Source organism: Streptomyces montanus (assembly GCF_005786655.1).
Taxonomy (GTDB): Bacteria; Actinomycetota; Actinomycetes; order Streptomycetales; family Streptomycetaceae; genus Streptomyces; species Streptomyces sporangiiformans.
Genome location: NZ_VBZC01000031.1, coordinates 24,256 through 42,673, shown reverse-complemented (window position 1 = coordinate 42,673; position 18,418 = coordinate 24,256). Strand labels below are relative to the sequence as shown.

Below are 18,418 nucleotides of genomic sequence, written 5' to 3'. Positions count from 1 at the left end.
CTTCGCGATCAACGCGCTCGCATCACCGGGTTCGAACCGTTCAGCTGCCTGAAGCCGCAACTGCTCGCGAAACTACTGCCGTTCGGCGGTCAGACCGTCGCCTTGTGGATGGCCGGCCCCTACCGCGGCGGCGATCTCCCGGCCGAGTTCGGCGCCGTCGAGCATGGCGAGGTTGACACCCTGGCCACCGAACGGGGCCATCAGGTGTGCCGCGTCGCCGAGCAGGGTGATGCCTTGGCAGTGTTCCCAGGCCAGGGGCGAGGGCAGAGCGAACCGCCTGGACGCCGTTGGCGTCGACCGCGCCGCTCCGGCCGTCGTGTGCGCCGAGGCCGGCCCTGGCAAGCCAGTCGAGTTCAATGCGCATGCCGAGGTAGCCGCGCACGTGGCCGCCGCTGTTGCGCTGCAGGATGATGTTGCGACCGTCGCCGTTGGCCCACATGTGGCCGGAACCGACGAGGTGAGCGATCGTCGGATGCCGGGTGTCGACCTCGTCGAAGCGCAGCTCGACGAAGCTCACCCCGGTGTATTGCGGCGTCGCGTCGGTCAGCAGCGGGCGCACTCGCGACCACGCGCCGTCCGCGCCGATGACGAGATCGGCGGTGACCGCGCGCTGCCGTTGGAGAAGGTCACCTCGTGCGAGTGGTTGCTCGCGCGGACGGCTACGGCCTTGTGGCCCCAGCGGATGGCGGCGGGCTGACGTACCGCCGGACGGGGCGAGCATGCGCTTGGACTGGCTCTCCGGGCGGGCCAGAGCAACAAACGCTTACCGAACCGCACCTCGACGCCCCGCTCGTCCGCGAAGGACCAGCGCAGGTAGGGCGTACTCGGGTGATGCGACAACGCGGCGAGGTGCCGTGCCATGCGTCGCGGACCCGGGGTGACCGTTCCGTCAAAGACGCGAGGGCAGCCAGCTGAGCTTGGCCGCCTCCTGGTACGGGCCCCCGCCCTCATGGTCGTTGAACTCGTAGACCTCGATCTCCTTGTCGTCGTGCGGCCACGCGTTGAACGCGGCGAACACCGTCGACGGCGGGCAGGTCTGGTCCTCCAGGGCCGCCGAGAACAGGGCGGGCGCCCGGCCGCGCGCCGCGAAGTGCACGCCGTCGAAGTAGGAGAGTGTGCGCCGTACCTGCTCGGTGCGGCCCCGGTGTGTCTTGAGGTAGTTGCCGATCTCCCGATACGGGTCCCGGTCCGTCAACGTCGTCGCGCGCGGGAAGTCGCACAGGAACGGCACGTCCGGGGCGATCGCCGCCAGGTCGGGTACGAGACCACCGACGGCGATCGCGATGCCGCCGCCCTGGCTCGAGCCGACCGCCGCGGTGCGCGAGGCGTCGACCAGCGGATGCGAGCGCGCCGCCTCCACGGCCCGTACCCCGTCGGTGAACACACGCCGGTAGTAGTAGCCCTCGGGCTCGTCGACACCACGGGTCATGAACCCGGGATACGCGGGCGAACTGCCCACCGGATCCGGTGTCCCGCCCCCACCACCCCATGCACTGCCCTGACCGCGGGTGTCCATCACGAAGTGCGCGAAGCCTGCCGAGGCCCACAGCAGATGCGTGTGCGGCAGCCCGCGTCCACCTCCGTACCCTATGAACTCGACGACGGCGGGGCGTGGCGTGTCCGCGCCGGCAGGCAGCGTCAGCCACCCCTTCACCGGGTGACCGCCGAACCCGGCGAACGTGACGTCGTACACCTTCACGGACGTCAGATGTGTCTCGACCGGCTCGAACCGTGCGTCCAGCTCGTGCTCGCGCGCCCCCTGCAGGGTCTTGGCCCAGAAGGCGTCGAAGTCCTCGGGCTCGACGGACGCGCTGCGGTAGCTCCGGAGTTGGTCCAGGGGCAGGTCGAACAAGGCCATGGATGACCGCCTTTACGGATCAAGGTCAAGGATGCGGATGATCACACGGTACGGGTGGTGTGGGCGGGCGGCCAGGCCTTATCCGGGCAGGTGGGCCGCTCAGGCCCAGCGCCGCTGCCACTCGGGTCCCGTACGCGCCCACTCGGCTTCCCACTCGGCCATGCGGCGCCGGAGGGCCACCCGGCGGACCACGAAGTGCGCGGCCAGGACGACGGCCGCGATGCCGCCCGCCGCGCACGCACCCGCCGCCACCGTGCGCTGCCAGATCACGGTGTTGTCCACCGGGGCCGCGACGATCCGGCCCCGGCCGTCCAGCCAGACATCGGTCCGCTCGCCGGCGCGTGTGCCGACCGGGACCAGCGCCTCGCCGGTGCGCGGCCGCTCGCCGGGTTCGGCCCAGCGCACGGTGACCTGGGAGGTGGGCTGCTTGTCGCCCTCAGAAGTGGGCACCGCGGTCGACGCGTGCTCGGTGACCTCGGCCGGCACCCGGTGGCGTTCGGCCCGCTGCTCCTCGGCCGCGACCCTTGCCTCGTCGTACACGTGCCGCCCCGTGGCGAGCCCCGCCAGTGGGGCACCTACGCACAGCAGCACGACGACGACAAGGGTCGTCCACGCCTTCACCACGTCGCAGTGGCGGCGCAGTGGATTGCGTCGCCGGCGCAGGCCGCGGACCCGCGTGACCATGCCCCTGCCTCCTCATCGCTCGTGCCCGGTCGGCGTCGTTCGTCGTGCCGCGCCGGACCGGGCTGTCAGCCGTCGAACGCCGACCGGGTTCCCCGCAGGGGCGGAGGGACTCGGGTGAGATGCGGTCCGATTCCCGGGGGCGGTGTCCTCCCGGGCGGGGCTGCTGGTCAGCCGAAGCGTTCGATCCGGATACGGTCCACCGGCTGACCCGCGGCGACCAGCAGTCGTGAGGCGTGCTCGGCGAACCCGTTGGAGCCGCACACATAGGCCTCCCAGCCGCCTTCCGGCCGGTCGGCCAGGAGCGTGGCGACCTGCGCGGCCGACAGGCGCCCCACGGACACGCCCCGGGGGGCGCTGCGCGTGAACACGGGGGTGGTCTCGGCGCCGTACTCCGACGCGTAGATCAAGTCCTCGGGGCCACGCGCCGAGACGAGCAGACGCAGCGGCACGGACAGCTCGCGCGCGCGATGATGGCGGAGCATCGACATCAGCGGTACGACGCCGGAGCCCGCGCCGACGAGCAGGGCGGGCCGGTCCCCGGTCCAGGCGAAGAAACCGCTGTGCGGCCCGCGCACCTCGACCGTGTCGCCCGGCTTCGCGACCGTGTGGAACCAGCCGGAGACCTCGCCGCCCTCGACATGGTCCAGAGTGAGCTCGATGTGCCCGGCGTCGTCGGGCGGCGACGCGATCGAGTAGTGCCGCTGGGCGACGTAGCCGTCCTCCGCGGTGAGCCGCAGCATCAGGTGCTGGCCGGGCACATGACCGCGCCAGTCGGGCACGGCGAACCGGAAGGTGGCCGCACGAGGAGTCTCGCGGCGGATCTCGGTGAGCGTGGCGCGCTGCCAGGTGGTCGCCGTGTCCGTGTTCACGGCGATCCGGCCGGGCACGGCGAACCGGGTCGGGGGCGTGAAGGTCTTGGCCGGCTCGGTCTCAGTCACCGGAGTACCGCTGCTCTTCCCAGGGGTTGCCGCGGTGGTGGTAGCCGTTCTGCTCCCAGAAGCCCGGCTCGTCGTGGTCGAGGATCCTCAGGCCCGCGATCCACTTGGCGCTCTTCCAGAAGTACAGGTGCGGCACGAGCAGCCGCGCAGGGCCCCCGTGCTCGGCGGCCAGTGGCTCGTCGCCGTACTCCCAGACGATCCAGGACCGCCCGCCGGTCAGATCGGCCAGCGGCAGGTTCGTCGTGTAGCCGGTGTGCGCGTAGGCGACGGCGTGCGTCGCCTCCGGGGCAGGGCGTACGAGATCGAGGAACGCGTCCACCGAGACACCCCCGAAGCGCACCCCGAACTTCGACCAGCTCGTCACACAGTGGATGTCGCCCTCGTAGGCGGAAGCGGGCAGCGCGTGCGCCTCGTCCCAGGACCAGGTGCGCGGTTCGGCCACCAACCCGTCGACGGTGAACGTCCAGTCCGCGGGCGCCAGTTCGGGCGTGACCTCGGCGGACAGGACCGGCCAGTCGTCGCCCGCGTCGTACTGGCCGGGCGGCAGCCCCGCGTTGGAGACGCGCGGGCGTCCTGTGAAGCCTCGGGTGACATGCATACGGGTCGGTGCCTCCAGGCCGCGGGCGGCGGCCCTTGATCGCTGCGTACGCGTTCCACGGTACCTGGCCCGGTTCGGGGAATAGCCGCCCTGCGATCTTCCTTGCACGCAGTATCGGGTGTGCCCGGACGGCCCCACGGCCGGCGACAGTTCAGGAGAGTGAGGCAGCAGATGCCCAAGGCGTACGTCTTCACGCGGTTCGGCGGCCCGGAGGCCGAGGCCCTTGTCGACCAGGAACGGCCGAGTCCCGGGCCCGGCGAACTGCTGGTCGCCGTACGGGCGGCGGGCGTGAACCCGGTCGACTGGAAGCAGCGCAGCGGCTACGCCCGCCCGGGCCAGGCCGCGCGCGAGCTGCCCGCGGTGTTCGGCAGCGAGGCGGCCGGGGTGGTCGAGGAGGTCGGCGAGGGCGTCACCGGGTTCGCGGTCGGCGACGAGGTCTTCGGCAGCCCGGTCGCGGGCGGATACGCCGAGTACGCGCTGCTGCCCGTCGCGGTGACCGCCCACAAGCCCGAGGAGATCTCCTTCACGGACGCGGCCGCCCTGCCGGTCGCGGCGGCGACCGCGTACGACGGCATCCGCCAGCTCGACCTGCCGGCCGGCGCGACCCTGCTGATCACGGGCGCGGGCGGCGGCGTGGGGGTGGCGGCCACCCAGATCGCGCGCGCCTTCGGGCTGAAGGTCGTGGGCACGGCGAGCGCGGGCAAGAAGGACTTCGTCGAGTCGCTCGGAGCCGTGCACGTGCCCTCGGGCCCGGACTTCGTTACGGGCGTACGAGCCGCGGCACCGGACGGCGTGGACGCGGTCTACGACCTGATCGGCGGCGAGGTGCTCGAAGCCGCGGCGGAACTCCTCACCGACCGCACGAAGTTGATCACCGCGGGCGGCAAGGACATCGTGGGCCGACTCGGTGGCGCCGCGGTCGTCCGGGCCCGTACCGCCGCGGTCCTCGACGAGGTGGCACGACTCGTGGTCGACGGCAAGTTGAACCCGTTGGTCACCCAGACCTTCCCCTTGGCCCGGGCCGCGGAGGCGCTGCGGACCGTGGAGGACGGCCACGCACGCGGGAAGATCGTGCTCGAGGTCGCCGGCTGAGGCTGTGGTGGGGCGGTCCGCGGGCATCCGGTGGGACTTAGGGCCTGTTGTCGACGACAGGCCCCAGTCCCTGTCCGGCGGATCAGGGTCGGACAGGCCCTGAGCGACGGTGCCTGCCACCGTGTAATGTTGCCGTCCGGCTGGCGCGGACCGCCCCAGCCCCGCATGGAACGAGGAGGTGAGCCCCATTACCGCTGTGTCAGTTCGGGTGCTCTCGCCTCGAGGCGTCGCCGTCGCCAGGTGACCCGGAGAGTGCCCTTCGGGTTCCGAAAGGCTCTCAGCTTCCATGCTCTCTTCTGATGTTCCAGACGTTCCAGACATTCCAGATGTTGTCGTCGCCGCGCTCCGGTCCGCGGGCTGTGTCTTCGCCGAGGACGAGGCGCGGCTGATCGTCTCCACCGCCCGCACCCCCGCCGAACTCACCGCCATGGTGGACCGCCGCGCCGCGGGCCTGCCCCTCGAACACGTCCTGGGCTGGGCCGAGTTCTGCGGTCTGCGCATCGCCGTGGAACCCGGCGTCTTCGTGCCCCGTCGTCGTACCGAGTTCCTCGTTCAGCAAGCCGTCGCACTCGCCCGCGAGGCCCCGCTCGTCGTGGACCTCTGCTGCGGTTCGGGTGCTGTGGGCGCCGCGCTCGCCGCGTCCCTCCCCGGCGCCGAACTGCACGCCGCGGACATCGACCCGGCCGCGGTGCGCTGCGCACGCCGGAACGTCGGCGAGGCCCACGTCTATGAGGGCGACCTCTTCGCGCCGCTGCCGAGCGTCCTCCGCGGCCGCGTCGACGTGCTGGCCGCCAACGTGCCGTACGTCCCCACCGAGGAGGTCGGCCTCCTGCCTCCGGAAGCCCGCGACCACGAGCCCCTCGGCGCGCTCGACGGGGGAGGGGACGGCCTCGACATCCTGCGCCGGGTGACGGCCGAAGCCGCGCAGTGGCTGACCCCCGGCGGCTGCCTCCTGGCCGAGACGAGCGAACGCCAGGCGCCGGCCGCCCGCCAGGCCTTCGCCGACGGCGGCCTGGTCCCGCGCCTCGCCGTGTCCGAGGAGCTGTACAGCACGGTCGTCATCGGAACGAGGCCCTGGTCACAGAACGAGGCAGAGAGGGAGGCCCTGGTCACATCGACCCCTCCGCCATTGTGCAACTAGTTGCATAAAGCCCGAGCCCTCGTCTACAACAGACGTGACGACACCGCGCACGGAGGGGCCCATGAGCCGTTACCCGCACCTGATGAACCCGCTCGACCTGGGCTTCACCACGCTGCCCAACCGCGTGCTCATGGGTTCCATGCACGTAGGCCTCGAAGAGGCCGAACACGGCTTCGAGCGCATGGCGGAGTTCTACGCCGCCCGGGCGCGTGGCGGTGTGGGGCTCATCGTCACCGGCGGCATCGCGCCCAACGAGGCGGGACGGCCCTACGAGGGCGGCGCCAAGCTCACCACCGAGGCGGAGGCCGAGCAGCACACCGCCATCACGGACGCCGTACATCGCGAAGGCGGCCGGATCGCGATGCAGATCCTGCATTTCGGGCGGTACGCCTACCACGCCGACCTCGTCGCACCCAGTGCCCTCCAGGCCCCGATCAGCCCCCACGTCCCGCACGCCCTCACCGACGACGAGGTCGAGCGGACGATCGACGACTACGCCCGAGCCGCCCGCCTCGCCCGGCAGGCGGGCTACGACGGTGTCGAGATCATGGGCTCCGAGGGCTACCTGATCAACGAGTTCATCGCGGCCAGGACCAACCACCGCGAGGACCGCTGGGGCGGCTCGTACGAGAACCGCATGCGTTTCCCCGTCGAGATCGTCCGGCGCGTACGGGAAGCGCTCGGCGAGGACTTCGTCATCATCTACCGGCTGTCCATGCTGGACCTGGTGCCCGGTGGCTCCTCGTTCGACGAGGTGATCACACTCGCCAAGGCCGTCGAGGCCGCCGGGGCGACGATCATCAACACTGGAATCGGGTGGCACGAGGCGCGGATCCCCACCATCGCGACCTCCGTGCCGCGCGGCGCGTACGCCTGGGTGACCAAGAAGGTCATGGGGGCCGTCTCGATCCCGCTGGTGACGACCAACCGCATCAACACCCCTGAACTGGCTGAGCAGTTGCTCGCCGAGGGGTACGCCGACATGGTGTCGCTGGCCCGCCCGATGCTCGCCGACCCCGACTTCGTCAGCAAGGCGCGGGACGGGCGGCCCGAGGCCATCAACACCTGCATCGGCTGCAACCAGGCCTGCCTCGATCACACCTTCAGCGGCAAGATCACCTCCTGTCTGGTCAACCCGCGCGCCTGCCACGAGACCGAACTGGTCCTCGCGCCGACGCGGCGGCGTCTGAGCGTCGCCGTCGTCGGCGCGGGCCCGGCCGGACTCGCCTGTGCCGTCTCCGCCGCCGAGCGCGGCCACGACGTCACGCTCTACGACGCCGCGAGCGAGATCGGCGGCCAGCTGAACGTGGCCCGCAAGGTCCCCGGCAAGCAGGAGTTCGACGAGACGCTGCGCTACTTCCGTACGCAGCTCGAACTGCACGGTGTGGATGTGCGGTTGAACACGCGGGTCACGGCCGACGACGTCGCCGGCCACGACGAGATCGTCGTCGCCACCGGTGTCACCCCGCGCGTCCCCGAAATCCCCGGTGCCGACCACCCGAGCGTCGTCGGCTACCTCGACGTGCTGCGCGACGGGGCCCCTGTCGGCGACCGCGTCGCGATCCTCGGTGCGGGCGGTATCGGTTTCGACGTCGCCGAGTACCTGACCGACAGCGGCGACAAGGCGAGCGAGGATCCGGCGACGTACTTCCGGCAGTGGGGCGTCGACATGGACTACCGTGCGCCCGGCGGCCTCGCCGCGCCCGAGCGGCCGGCCCCGCCGCGCTCTGTCCACCTGCTGCAACGCAAGCCGTCCAAGGTCGGCGCCGGGCTCGGCAAGACCACCGGCTGGATCCACCGCGCGGAACTCAAGCACCGCGGGGTCACCATGGTCCCGGGCGTCCAGTACGACCGGATCGACGACGCGGGCCTGCACGTCACCGTCGACGGGCGGAGCACCGTCCTGCCGGTCGACACCGTCGTGCTCTGCACCGGACAGGAGCCACGCCGCGACCTGTACGACGAACTGCGCGCCGCGGGCCGCAGCGTGCACCTCATCGGCGGCGCGGACGTGGCCGCCGAACTGGACGCCAAGCGCGCCATCAAGCAGGGCACGGAGCTGGCGGCGGCCCTGTAGCGGCCCCGTCGTGGTCCTTCGGTCCACGAACGCACGCTCGTCGGCGGCACGAATGTGCCCTCGTCGGCGTACCTAGGATGACTCCATGTCACTCCCGCACGCGATCCTCACCGCCCTGCTCGAAAAGCCGTCGTCAGGCCTTGACCTGACCCGGCGTTTCGACAAGTCGATCGGCTACTTCTGGTCGGCGACGCATCAGCAGATCTATCGCGAGCTGGGCAAACTGGAGGCCGAGGGCTACATCCGGGCCCTCCCGACGCAGCAGCCGGCCCGGGGACAGAAGAAGAGCTACGAAGTCCTGCCCGCGGGCCGCGCCGAACTCACCCGCTGGACCGCCGCGTCCCAGGACCCGAAACCCCTGCGCGACACGCTGCTGCTGCGCCTGCGCGCCGCGGCGGTGGTCGGCACGGAGGGTATCGAGGCGGACCTGCGCCGTCATCTCGAGCTGCATCAGCGGCAGTTGGCGGAGTACGAGGAGATCCAGCGGCGGGACTTCCCACCGGGACGGGACGCGCCGCAGGATCGCCTCCAGCACCTCATCCTGCGCGCCGGGATCGACCTGGAGACCTTCTGGACCCAGTGGCTGACCCATGCGCTGGAGGAGTTCGGCCGGCTGCCCGCGGAGGGTCCGGCTTCCTGACGCCGCCGCTCTGAAGGCAGCGGGTTGCCCGGCTCCCCGTCCGCGACAGGGAGCCGGGCCTCCGGAGTGATCAGAGCCGGTGAGGCTTGGACCGGCGGCGCAGGACCCAGACCGTGGCCACGACACCCGTCGTGACCAGGACCCCGCCGGCCACATACGTGATCGTGCTGAAGTCCTTGAAGGAGCCGCCCACCCCGCCCATGATCCCGCGCGTCGGCGAGGGCGAAGGCGACCGCGTGGCCGTCGCGGAGATCGTGGGGCTGGTGGTGGGGGAGACGGTGATGGACTGGGTGCCCGCCGTCGTGCCGTTCGCACAGACCACGATGACGGTGTAGGTGCCCGCGCTGACCCCCGACCAGGAGGCGCTCTGGCTGCTGCTGCCGCCGGACAGCGGCACCTGGCGGCCCTGGGTGAAGTTGACCTGGCCGCTGGAGAGCAGCGAGGCACTGCCGCCGGTGGTGCACACGGTGGTGTTCACCTGGACCGTTGAGCCGTTGGCGGTCACGGTGATCTGCGTGTTCACCGCGGCGGCGGGCACGGCGGTCAGGGTCAGCGGCAGCGCCGCGGCCGCCACGGTCAGGCCGGAGCGGACGAGCATCTGAGTAGTACGCATATGACTGCCCTCCGACGGCACGGTTGGCGGTACATCCCATGCGCCGCCGAGGATTGGGAAACGCCCGTGCTGCCTTCGGAACGAGCCAACGTGTCCTTGCCCGGGTCCGCATGCGGGCCGGGACCGGGCAGGTGACGGATTCCTTCGTCCGGCGGACCACGGATGGCGTGTGGCGGCACCCGTGACCGCCTCACTCACACCTTCCGATAGGAGTACGCCTCCGAAGCCGCCGCCTCCACCGCCGCCAGGTCCGCTCCCGCCGACGCGGTGACGACCGCGGCGACCGCGCCCTCGACGAACGGGGCGTCCACGAGGCGGGTGTGCGCGGGGAGCTCGTCCCCTTCGGCGAGGAGGGTCTTGACCGTGAGGACGGCGCTGCCGAGGTCGGTGAGGACGGCGACGCCGGCGCCGCGGTCCACGGAGGCGGCCGCGGCGGAGATCAGCTCGGCGCTGGTGCCGAAGCCCCCGCCCTCGATGCCGCCCGCCGGGGCCACCGGAGCGGTCGTGCCGCCGCCCGCGAGCCCGGCCGCCAGCTCGGCGACCGAGGCGGCCACCGCGGCACTGTGCGACACGAGCACGATCCCCACCAGCTTCTCCGCGCTCGCCGAGCCGCTCGCCGCGTCACTCATCGGCCGCCTCCGCGAGCGCCGCGAGAAGGAGCGCCGAGGAGGTGGCACCGGGATCCTGATGCCCGATGCTCCGCTCGCCCAGATAGCTCGCCCTGCCCTTGCGGGCCTGCAGGGGCGTGGTGGCGAGGGCGCCCTCCTCGGCGGCGGCCCGCGCAGCGGCGAAGGACTCGCCGAGCGCGTCGACCGCGGGAACGAGGGCGTCGATCATGGTCTTGTCGCCGGGCGCCGCCCCGCCCAGCTGCATCACCGCCTCCACGCCGGTGCGCAGCGCGTGCGTGAGCTGTTCCTCGCTGACCTCGGCCGCGTCACCGAGCGCCTTCCCGGTGCGGCGCAGCAGCGTGCCGTACAACGGACCCGACGCACCTCCCACCGTCGAGATCAACTGCCGTCCGGCCAGCGTGAGGACGGCGCCGGGCGTGTCCGGCGCCTCCTTCTCCAGCGCCGCCGCCACGGCGGTGAAGCCGCGCTGAAGATTGCTGCCGTGGTCGGCGTCGCCGATCGGTGAGTCGAGGGCGGTGAGCCGTTCCGCCTCACGGTCGACGGACACGGCGGTCGCCGTCATCCAGCGGCGGAAGAAGTCGGCGTCGAGCACAGGATCTCCTTGAGTGGTAAGGGAGTTGACCAGTCTCACATGCCCCAGCGCAGGCCCGCTGTCCGCACCGGTGCGTCCCACAGCCGCAGCAGGTCCTCATCGACCTGACACAGGGTCACCGAGGCTCCGGCCATGTCGAGCGAGGTGACGTAGTTGCCGACGAGCGTGCGCGCCACGGCGACACCGCGCTCGATCAGCACGCGCTGCACCTCGGCGTTGAAGCCGTACAGCTCCAGGAGGGGTGTCCCACCCATGCCGTTGACCAGGACCAGGACCGGATTATCGGGGTTGAGGTCCTCCAGGATCGCGTTCACCGAGAAGTCGGCGATCTCCCGCGAGGTCATCATCGCGCGCCGTTCCCGGCCGGGCTCGCCGTGGATCCCGATGCCCAACTCCAGCTCTCCGGCCGGGAGATCGAAGGTGGGGCTGCCCTTGGCCGGAGTGGTACACGCGCCCAGTGCGACGCCGAAGGTGCGGGAGTTCTCGTTGACCTGACGGGCCAGCGCCTCGACCCGCTCCAGCGGCTGTCCCTCCTGGGCCGCGGCGCCGGCGATCTTCTCCACGAACAGCGTCGCGCCGGTGCCTCGCCGCCCGGCCGTGTAGAGGCTGTCGGTCACGGCCACGTCGTCGTTGACGAGCACCTTGGCCACCTGGATGCCCTCGTCCTCGGCGAGTTCCGCGGCCATGTCGAAGTTGAGCACGTCACCGGTGTAGTTCTTCACGATGAACAACACCCCGGCACCGCTGTCCACGGCGGCCGCCGCCCGCACCATCTGGTCCGGCACCGGGCTGGTGAACACCTCGCCCGGGCAGGCCGCGGACAGCATGCCCGGTCCCACGAATCCGCCGTGCAGCGGCTCGTGCCCCGACCCGCCGCCGGAGACGAGTCCCACTTGTCCGGCCACCGGAGCGTCGCGCCGTACGATCACCCGGTTCTCCACATCAACGGTCAGCTCGGGGTGGGCGGCCGCAAGTCCCCGCAGCGCGTCCGCGACGACCGTCTCCGCGACGTTGATGAGCATCTTCATGGGTGCCTCCTGGTGAGATGAGCCTCTGACCTGTGTCTGACATGTGGGTTGACGGTTCTGGAAGCCTGCTCTCGGAAGTATCGATGCTGAGTGAGCGCGGGTCACGTGTGCGGGCATCAACACAGGGCGCGGCTTCGTCAACTCGTGGGGTGGAATTGAGATGCCTGATGGATGGCAGTGGGACAGCACCCTGTTCCAGGGAAGCGCGGCCCACTACGAGCGTGGTCGGCTCCCGTACGCTCCAGGCTTTGCCGAAACACTGGCCACGGCCCTCGGTCTGGACGGCCGGGGCAGACTCCTCGACGTCGGCTGCGGCCCGGGCACCGTGCTGCTCGCGATGGCGCGGTACTTCACCGAGGCGGTTGGCGTCGACCCGGATGAGGACATGCTGGCCGAGGCCGAGCGACAGGCCAGTCGTCGCGGGGTGGCCAACGCACGTTGGGCAGCCGCCCGCGCCGAGGATCTGCCGGCGGGGTTGGGTGAGTTCCGGGTCGTGGTGTTCGCCCAGTCCTTCCACTGGACGGATCGCGATCGTGTCGCGGCCACCGTGCTGGAGATGCTGGAGCCGGGAGGCGCGTTCGTCCACATGGGCGACCTCAAGAATCCACCCGCCGAGGCAACGCCGCTGCCGTTGCCCGCGCCCCCGTACGACCAGATCAGCGACCTGGTGCGCCGGTACTTGGGCCCGGTGCGCCGCGCCGGGCAGGGGAAGCTCGTCAACGGCACGCCGAACCGGGAGGACCTCGTGGTGGAACGGGCCGGATTCGAGAACTTCCAGCGACATGTGGTGCCGGCGGGGGAAGTGGTCAACCGCACCACGGACGACATCGTTGCGTGGGTGTTCTCCCGATCCGACTCCGCGCCGCACCTGTTCGGCGAAAGGCTGGAGGATTTCGAGCGGGACCTGCGCGCGGTGCTGCGGCAGGCAGCACCTGAGAACCGCTTCGCGGAGCGTCTTCCGGCAACCGAGATCATGACCTGGCGAAAGCCACATGGTGAGCGGTGACACCCTCGGCCGGGATCATGATGTCGGGCCCGTCGGAAATCCTTCGCAGTCCTGCTCCCGATGTCGGTTTTCCTGGTTCTGGAGGCCGTGACTGGCTTCGCAGGCACCGGTGGCCGAAAGGTGTCGGCGTGTAAGCCGAGTGCGGCATCGCCGCGCCACAAGGGGCCCGTCGGCCGAGAATCATCAATTCGTACGGCACCGATGACGCCGGTCAGTGGCTGGTGAAGACCACGTCGTGCCACGACTTGTGCCGCTCGCCGGTGATCTCCGACATGACGTGCTTGATGTTGGTGTACTCGTCGAAGGAGTAGGCGGACATGTCCTTGCCGAAGCCGGAGGCCTTGTAGCCGCCGTGCGGCATCTCGCTGATGATCGGGATGTGGCCGTTGATCCAGACGCAGCCGGCCTGGATTTCGCGGCTCGCGCGTCCGGCGCGGAAGACGTTGCCGGTCCAGGCGGAGGCGGCCAGTCCGTACGGGGTGTCGTTGGCCAGGCGGATGGCCTCGTCGTCGCTGTCGAAGGGCAGGCAGACGAGGACCGGGCCGAAGATCTCCTGCTGGACGACGGGGGAGTCCTGTGCCGCGTCGGTGATGAGGGTGGGCTCGTAGTAGGCGGCCTTGCCCAGCGGCCCGTCGGGGATCCTCCCGCCGCGCACGATGGTGGCTCCGGCCTCGCGGGCGGCCTCGACCATGGCGGCGACCTTGTCGCGCTGCCGGAGGGAGATCAGGGAGCCCATGTCGGTGTCGGGATCGTCGACCGGGCCCAGGCGCACGCCGTCCATGAGGGCGGCCACCCGCTCGACGAACGCAGCCGCCGCCCGCGGCGCGGTGGCCGGAGCCCTCGCCGGGGCGGCCCGCAACCTCGGGTTGGTCACCGAGTACTGCTCGCCGGACGTGCCGGAGCGGCGCTTGCCCGCGATGAACTGCTGTCCGGTGCTCTCCATCAGTCACTTCTCCGACTGGGTCTCGGGGTTGGAGCTCTGCTCGCCCCACAGGTCGCCGAGCGTGTAGCCCTGCGGGAAGGGGTCGGTCTCGTCCAGCACGTACTGACTGAACGCGGTGATCCAGCCGCGGCCGCTGATCGTCGGCAGCACGGCCTCGTAGGGGCCGATCCGGGTGGTGTCCAGGAGCGTGCCGGTGAAGGTGGTGCCGAGGATCGACTCGTGGACGAACGGTGTGTCCAGGGGGAGTTCGCCGCGGGCGTGCAGGGCGGCCATACGACCACTTGTGCCGGTGCCGCACGGAGAGCGGTCAAGGGTGCCGGTCCAGGTCGCCGGGTCCGCAAGGTCCACCTCGCCGTTCGGCAGGACGACCACGTTGCGGCCGGAAGCACCCGGCGTCGGGGACGGGCAGTGAATCATCGTCAGGGAGATCCGGTTGATGCCGGGGTTGAGCGGGTGGCTGACCGGGAACTGCTGCTGGGCGGCGGTCCGCAGCACCGCTCCGGCGCGGGCGATCTCCTTGGCGGCGGACGGATCGAGCCGGATGCCGAGGTCCGCCGCGCGCGCCTGGACGTAGAACTGCCCGCCGAAGACGATGTCGGCCTGCACGGGGCCGTATTCGGGCAGCTCGAGGACGTGGTCGAGGGCGATCGCGAAAGCGGGCACGTTGGCGAAGGTGACCCGGGTGGCCCTGCCGCCCTCGACGTCGGCGCGGACCCGGACGAGACCGACCGCGGTGTCCACGGTGAGTTCGGTGACCGGCTCGGTGACGGGGACCGCGCCCGTCTCCACGAGGGCGGTGACGGCGCAGATCAGGTTGGAGCCGGACATGGGGCGGAAGCCGCCCTGTTCCAGCACGACCAGGCCGAAGTCGGCGGCCGGGTCGGCCGGGGGCAGTACCAGGGCGCCGCACAGGGCCGGGTAGCCGCGCGGCTCGCGCAGCAGGAGCTGGCGCAGATCGTCGAGGTGTTTCTCGCAGTACTGCAGCCGTTCGGCCATGGTGGCGCCCCGGACGTGCAGATGGCTGCCGATCAGTACGCGCCCGGGCTCGCCCTCGGCGTGGACGTCGATCGTGTGGATGCGGCGGTGCGCGGCCATTACGCCGCCACGCCGGCGTCGACGGTCTCGACGCCGGCGGCGGTGAGCAGGGTGCGCAGCTCCTCGCGGTACTGGGGGGCCAGCGGCAGGACGGGCCGGCGGGTGGGGCCGGCGCTCACGCCGACGAGGTCGAGCCCGGTCTTGATGCCGCAGGAGTAGTTGTGGGACTCCAGGAACCGGCAGATCGGGAAGATCTTCGCCCACAGTTCGCGCGCGGCGTGCAGATCGGCCCGGACGGCGAGGGCGTCGTACAGATCGGCGCACAGCCGGGGGATCACACTGGCGGTGCCCCACACGCCGGCCTTGGCTCCGCTCGCCAGGGCGGCGAAGGTGAGGGTGTCCCAGCCGTTGAGGGTGGTGATGTCCTGTGCGTGCTGCTGCTGGACGGCGGAGAGCCAGGCGAAGTCGCCGCCGGTGTCCTTGTAGGAGGTCACCGCGGTCTCGCGGGCCAGTTGCGCCAGCTCCTCCGGGGTGAGCTGCACGCCGCTTGCGGAGGGGATGTTGTAGTACATGATCGGGATGTCGATCGCCTCCGAGACCGTGCCGAAGTAGGCGAGGAGTTCCTCGAAAGACGGGGCGTCGTAGAACGGCGGCACGATCATGACGGCGGACGCGCCGGCCTTCTCGGCGTGGACGCTCAGTTCCACGGTCTCGGCCGTGCTCAGCGCGGCCGTTCCGGCGACCACCGGGACGCGTCCGGCGGCGGCCTCGACGTACAGCTCGGTGACCTGCTTGCGCTCGTTCGAGGTCAGCGTCGTGAACTCGCCGGTGCTGCCGCCGGGGACGAGGCCGTGGATGCCGCCGGAGATGATGTGGTCGACCTGGCGCTGGACGCCCGTGGCGTCGAGGGCGGAGCCGTCCGCGGTCAGCGGGGTGACGGCGGCGGCGAGGATGCCGGTGAACTGCGGGGCGCTCATGGGGTCTCCTGAAGCGAGAAGGGGAGAGGGAAGGAGGAAACGGAGCCGGGTGAAGGTCACCGGCGGGTGAAGCGGAGCGGGGAGACCGCCTCGGCGACGGCGGGGAGGCGCTGCCGGGTGATGGCCTCGGTGATGATCTCGGCGGTCGCGGGAGCCAGGGTGAGGCCCAGCATGCCGTGGCCTGAAGCGACGTAGACATTGGGTAGCGGATGGAGTCGGCCGATGACGGGTAGGCCGTCCGGAGTCATGGGCCGCATGCCCGCCCAAGGGGCGGCCTCTCCCGGAGGGTTGTCCCAGTCTGTGAAGGCGTCGGCCGCGGCCTTCTTGATGGCGGCGACCCGCGGGAGGTTGACGTTCTCCTCCAGGCCCCCGAACTCCATCGTGCCTGCCAGACGCAGGAAGCCGCCCAGCGGGGTCACCGCGACACGGGCGTCCTCCAAGGTGAGAGAGGTGCGCAGGTGCAAGGGGGCGGGGGAGTAGTCGACGCTGTAGCCCTTGCCGGGGCGGATGGGCATAGGGACGCCCAGTTCGCGGGTCATGCGGCCGGTCCACACTCCGGCCGCCAGCAGCAGCGTGTCGCCGGTGATCTCGCCCCGGTCTGTGAGTACGCCGGTGACGGCGTCGCCCCGGCGCAGGAAGCGGTGTACCGGGCTGTGCTCGTGGATCTCCACGCCCAGTGCCTGACATCGCTTGAGCAGGCCCTGGGTGAGAGAGTCCGGCTCGACCTGCCGGTCGTCAGGGAAGTACAGGCCATGGCGTATCCGGCTGTTGAGTGCCGGTTCGCGGGCCTGGACGGCGTCCCCGTGCAGGTGCTCGGGAACCATGCCGAACCGCTCGAAGACATCGAGGGAGGCACACTGCTCCTCGTAACGGTCCCGGGTCTCGAAGGCCAGCAGCACGCCGGCCTTGTGCATTTCGAAGGAGATGCCGTCCCGGGTCCAGTCGTCGAGGAGGTCCATGGTCCCCTCGGCAAGGCGCAGTTGGACCTCCAGCCCGCGGCGGAAGTCCCGGGCGGTGCAGTGCCGGGCCATGCTCAGCATGAACTTCACGAAGCCCGGGGCGAGCGAGGGCTTGACGTACAGCGGGCTGTCCGGCTTCAGCATCCACTTCAGGGACTGCAGGATGACTCCGGGGGCCGGTACCGGTCCGCTCTCCGCCAGTGCGATCTTGGCCGCGTTGCCGTGCGTGGCGGCGGAGCCCGCGCGCCGGGCGTCCAGTACCACCACTTCGCAGCCGCTCTTGGCCAACCGGTAGGCACTTGCCAGGCCGACGGCCCCGGCGCCGACCACGATGATCCGCATGGAGTCGTGTACCTCCTGACAGGGTGCGACCGGCGCCTCTCGCAGCGGGGCGGCGACCCCTATGATGTCCGCAGATTGTCAAACAATCTGCGGGACCGAGGGTCACGCTAAGCTCGGCGCCCGGCGCAGTCAATAAGTCGCGGTGAACTAATGGCGCCTGTGCGCTGTGCGACGAGATCACCTCCGCGCTCGATCCGCCGGTGGCCGCGAGGTACTGGGCGTGCTCACCAAGCTGAAGCAGGAGGAAGGCATCGCCAGCGTCATCGTCATCCACGACATGGCGTTCGCCTCCAAGGCAGCCGACCGCCTCTGCTTCTTCGGGGACGGCGTGATCAAGGAGGACGCCCTGCCCGGCGAGGCTTTCACCCATCCCCGTACACCGGGCCTCAGGGCGTTCATCGACGCCACCGGTTCTGAACCGCGCCGCGTGCCCGTCGTCCCTCCACCGCCCCCATAGAATGCGGTCTGACAATCTGCGGAGGATGTATGAGCGAGCACGCAGCGCAGGCCGCCGGTCCGAGGCCGGTCACCACCCAGACGCGCCGCGATGCCGTGGTGGACGAGCTCCGCCGCGCGATCATGGCCGGCGAGCTGCAGGCAGGCCAGCGCGTGCGCGAGGTCCACATCGCCCAGCAGCTGGGGGTCAGCCGCCCGACCCTGCGCGAAGCCGTCTACCAGCTGATCCACGAAGGGCTCCTCGAACAGCAGCCCTATCGCGGAGTCGTCGTCACCTCGATCGACGAGAAGTTCATCACCGACATCGCGGACGTGCGCGTCGCCCTGGAGACACTCGCGGCGCGGGCGTTGGCCGACGACCCCGACGGCTCTCGGAGGGCAACACTGGAGGCCGCCTGGCAGGAGTACCGCGACGCGCACGGCTCGCAGGACGCCGCACGCCTCCATCAGGCCCATGTCGCCCTGCACCGCACGATTTGGGACGGCTCCGACAACACCATGCTGAAGAGGCTCTGGCCCACCGTGGAAGCCCAGATCAACGTTGCCATCACGGTCGACGAGAGCACGCGGTCCGATCCCGACCGGGCCCTGCACGTCCACGAACGGCTGATCGACGCCATTCTCGGCGGCGACCCCGCAGTCATCCAGGCCGAAGTGGAACGCCACACCCGGGCGAGCGCCGACGAGCTGATCGAGATGATCGCCGAGCGAAAGCGCGGCGGAGAGGGCTCCGAGGCCTGAACAGTTCCGCGACCGTCCGCGGCCGCGCAACGGGTGTCCCCGGACCGCCTGGCCCGGGTGCAAAGGTCC

General features: G+C 70.8%; 20 protein-coding genes and 1 pseudogene. 8 read left to right on the top strand and 13 right to left on the bottom strand.

Features of this window, described 5'->3' with window-relative positions; all coding sequences use genetic code 11:
- Nucleotides 1-72: 72 nt before the first annotated feature.
- Complete coding sequence (locus FE633_RS49300; protein WP_281291262.1) at nt 73-342, bottom strand: FAD-dependent oxidoreductase; 270 nt, start codon at nt 340-342, stop codon at nt 73-75.
- 40 nt (nt 343-382) lie between these two features.
- On the opposite strand from FE633_RS49300, the gene FE633_RS47870 reads away from it, so the two are divergent.
- Nucleotides 383-697, top strand: a complete 315-nt coding sequence (locus tag FE633_RS47870; protein WP_212747282.1) for a hypothetical protein — start codon at nt 383-385, stop codon at nt 695-697.
- Between the two features lie 192 nt (nt 698-889).
- On the opposite strand, the gene FE633_RS26315 is transcribed toward FE633_RS47870, so the two are convergent.
- From FE633_RS26315 to FE633_RS26300, 4 genes are all read right to left on the bottom strand, one after another.
- On the bottom strand, nt 890-1,858 hold the full coding sequence (locus FE633_RS26315) for an acetylxylan esterase (RefSeq protein WP_138047670.1): 969 nt from the start codon (nt 1,856-1,858) through the stop codon (nt 890-892).
- Between the two features lie 99 nt (nt 1,859-1,957).
- Nucleotides 1,958-2,542 (bottom strand): Rv1733c family protein, encoded by a 585-nt coding sequence (locus FE633_RS26310; protein WP_138047669.1) that lies wholly within the window; start codon nt 2,540-2,542, stop codon nt 1,958-1,960.
- Nucleotides 2,543-2,709: 167 nt separating this feature from the next.
- Nucleotides 2,710-3,480, bottom strand: a complete 771-nt coding sequence (locus tag FE633_RS26305; protein ID WP_138047668.1) for a ferredoxin reductase — start codon at nt 3,478-3,480, stop codon at nt 2,710-2,712.
- On the bottom strand, nt 3,473-4,078 hold the full coding sequence (locus tag FE633_RS26300) for a sulfite oxidase-like oxidoreductase (protein ID WP_138047667.1): 606 nt from the start codon (nt 4,076-4,078) through the stop codon (nt 3,473-3,475). The genes FE633_RS26305 and FE633_RS26300 overlap by 8 nt, the downstream gene beginning before the upstream one ends.
- Nucleotides 4,079-4,249: 171 nt before the next feature.
- Between FE633_RS26300 and FE633_RS26295 the strand changes: the two genes are divergently transcribed.
- The 4 genes from FE633_RS26295 (at nt 4,250) to FE633_RS26280 (ending at nt 9,028) form a co-directional block, all read left to right on the top strand.
- On the top strand, nt 4,250-5,170 hold the full coding sequence (locus FE633_RS26295) for an NADP-dependent oxidoreductase (protein WP_138047734.1): 921 nt from the start codon (nt 4,250-4,252) through the stop codon (nt 5,168-5,170).
- Nucleotides 5,171-5,456: 286 nt separating this feature from the next.
- Complete coding sequence (locus FE633_RS26290) at nt 5,457-6,311, top strand: putative protein N(5)-glutamine methyltransferase (protein WP_138047666.1); 855 nt, start codon at nt 5,457-5,459, stop codon at nt 6,309-6,311.
- Between the two features lie 61 nt (nt 6,312-6,372).
- A complete protein-coding gene (locus FE633_RS26285) occupies nt 6,373-8,388 on the top strand; it encodes an NADPH-dependent 2,4-dienoyl-CoA reductase (RefSeq protein ID WP_138047665.1) in 2,016 nt (671 codons plus the stop codon).
- An 85-nt stretch (nt 8,389-8,473) separates the two neighbouring features.
- Entirely contained in the window at nt 8,474-9,028 is a 555-nt protein-coding gene (locus tag FE633_RS26280; RefSeq protein WP_138047664.1) for a PadR family transcriptional regulator, read from the top strand.
- Nucleotides 9,029-9,098: 70 nt separating this feature from the next.
- On the opposite strand, the gene FE633_RS26275 is transcribed toward FE633_RS26280, so the two are convergent.
- The 4 genes from FE633_RS26275 to dhaK form a co-directional block, all read right to left on the bottom strand.
- A complete protein-coding gene (locus tag FE633_RS26275; RefSeq protein WP_138047663.1) occupies nt 9,099-9,641 on the bottom strand; it encodes a hypothetical protein in 543 nt (180 codons plus the stop codon).
- Between the two features lie 194 nt (nt 9,642-9,835).
- Entirely contained in the window at nt 9,836-10,270 is a 435-nt protein-coding gene (locus FE633_RS26270) for a PTS sugar transporter subunit IIA domain-containing protein (RefSeq protein ID WP_138047662.1), read from the bottom strand.
- Complete coding sequence (dhaL, locus tag FE633_RS26265; RefSeq protein WP_138047661.1) at nt 10,263-10,862, bottom strand: dihydroxyacetone kinase subunit DhaL; 600 nt, start codon at nt 10,860-10,862, stop codon at nt 10,263-10,265. The genes FE633_RS26270 and dhaL overlap by 8 nt, the downstream gene beginning before the upstream one ends.
- A 35-nt stretch (nt 10,863-10,897) precedes the next feature.
- Nucleotides 10,898-11,890, bottom strand: coding sequence for a dihydroxyacetone kinase subunit DhaK (gene dhaK / locus FE633_RS26260; RefSeq protein WP_138047660.1), 993 nt, complete (start codon nt 11,888-11,890; stop codon nt 10,898-10,900).
- Between the two features lie 160 nt (nt 11,891-12,050).
- Between dhaK and FE633_RS26255 the strand changes: the two genes are divergently transcribed.
- Nucleotides 12,051-12,896 carry a class I SAM-dependent methyltransferase gene (locus FE633_RS26255; RefSeq protein ID WP_138047659.1) on the top strand — a complete coding sequence of 282 codons (846 nt, stop codon included), beginning with the start codon at nt 12,051-12,053 and terminating at the stop codon, nt 12,894-12,896.
- Nucleotides 12,897-13,107: 211 nt separating this feature from the next.
- On the opposite strand, the pseudogene FE633_RS26250 reads toward FE633_RS26255, so the two are convergent.
- The 4 genes and pseudogenes from FE633_RS26250 to FE633_RS26235 form a co-directional block, all read right to left on the bottom strand.
- Nucleotides 13,108-13,704 (bottom strand): annotated as a pseudogene (locus FE633_RS26250) (aldehyde dehydrogenase family protein); the annotation flags it as partial.
- A 138-nt stretch (nt 13,705-13,842) separates the two neighbouring features.
- Nucleotides 13,843-14,934, bottom strand: coding sequence for a proline racemase family protein (locus FE633_RS26245; protein ID WP_138047658.1), 1,092 nt, complete (start codon nt 14,932-14,934; stop codon nt 13,843-13,845).
- Nucleotides 14,934-15,851, bottom strand: coding sequence for a dihydrodipicolinate synthase family protein (locus FE633_RS26240; RefSeq protein WP_138047657.1), 918 nt, complete (start codon nt 15,849-15,851; stop codon nt 14,934-14,936). Before FE633_RS26240 ends, FE633_RS26245 begins: the two co-directional genes overlap by 1 nt.
- 56 nt (nt 15,852-15,907) lie before the next feature.
- Nucleotides 15,908-17,152 carry an NAD(P)/FAD-dependent oxidoreductase gene (locus FE633_RS26235; RefSeq protein ID WP_138047656.1) on the bottom strand — a complete coding sequence of 415 codons (1,245 nt, stop codon included), beginning with the start codon at nt 17,150-17,152 and terminating at the stop codon, nt 15,908-15,910.
- A 220-nt stretch (nt 17,153-17,372) separates the two neighbouring features.
- Here FE633_RS26235 and FE633_RS26230 point away from each other — a divergent pair, with 220 nt between their 5' ends.
- Complete coding sequence (locus FE633_RS26230; RefSeq protein WP_138047655.1) at nt 17,373-17,609, top strand: ATP-binding cassette domain-containing protein; 237 nt, start codon at nt 17,373-17,375, stop codon at nt 17,607-17,609.
- A 29-nt stretch (nt 17,610-17,638) separates the two neighbouring features.
- Complete coding sequence (locus tag FE633_RS26225) at nt 17,639-18,349, top strand: GntR family transcriptional regulator (RefSeq protein ID WP_138047654.1); 711 nt, start codon at nt 17,639-17,641, stop codon at nt 18,347-18,349.
- Nucleotides 18,350-18,418 lie beyond the last annotated feature (69 nt).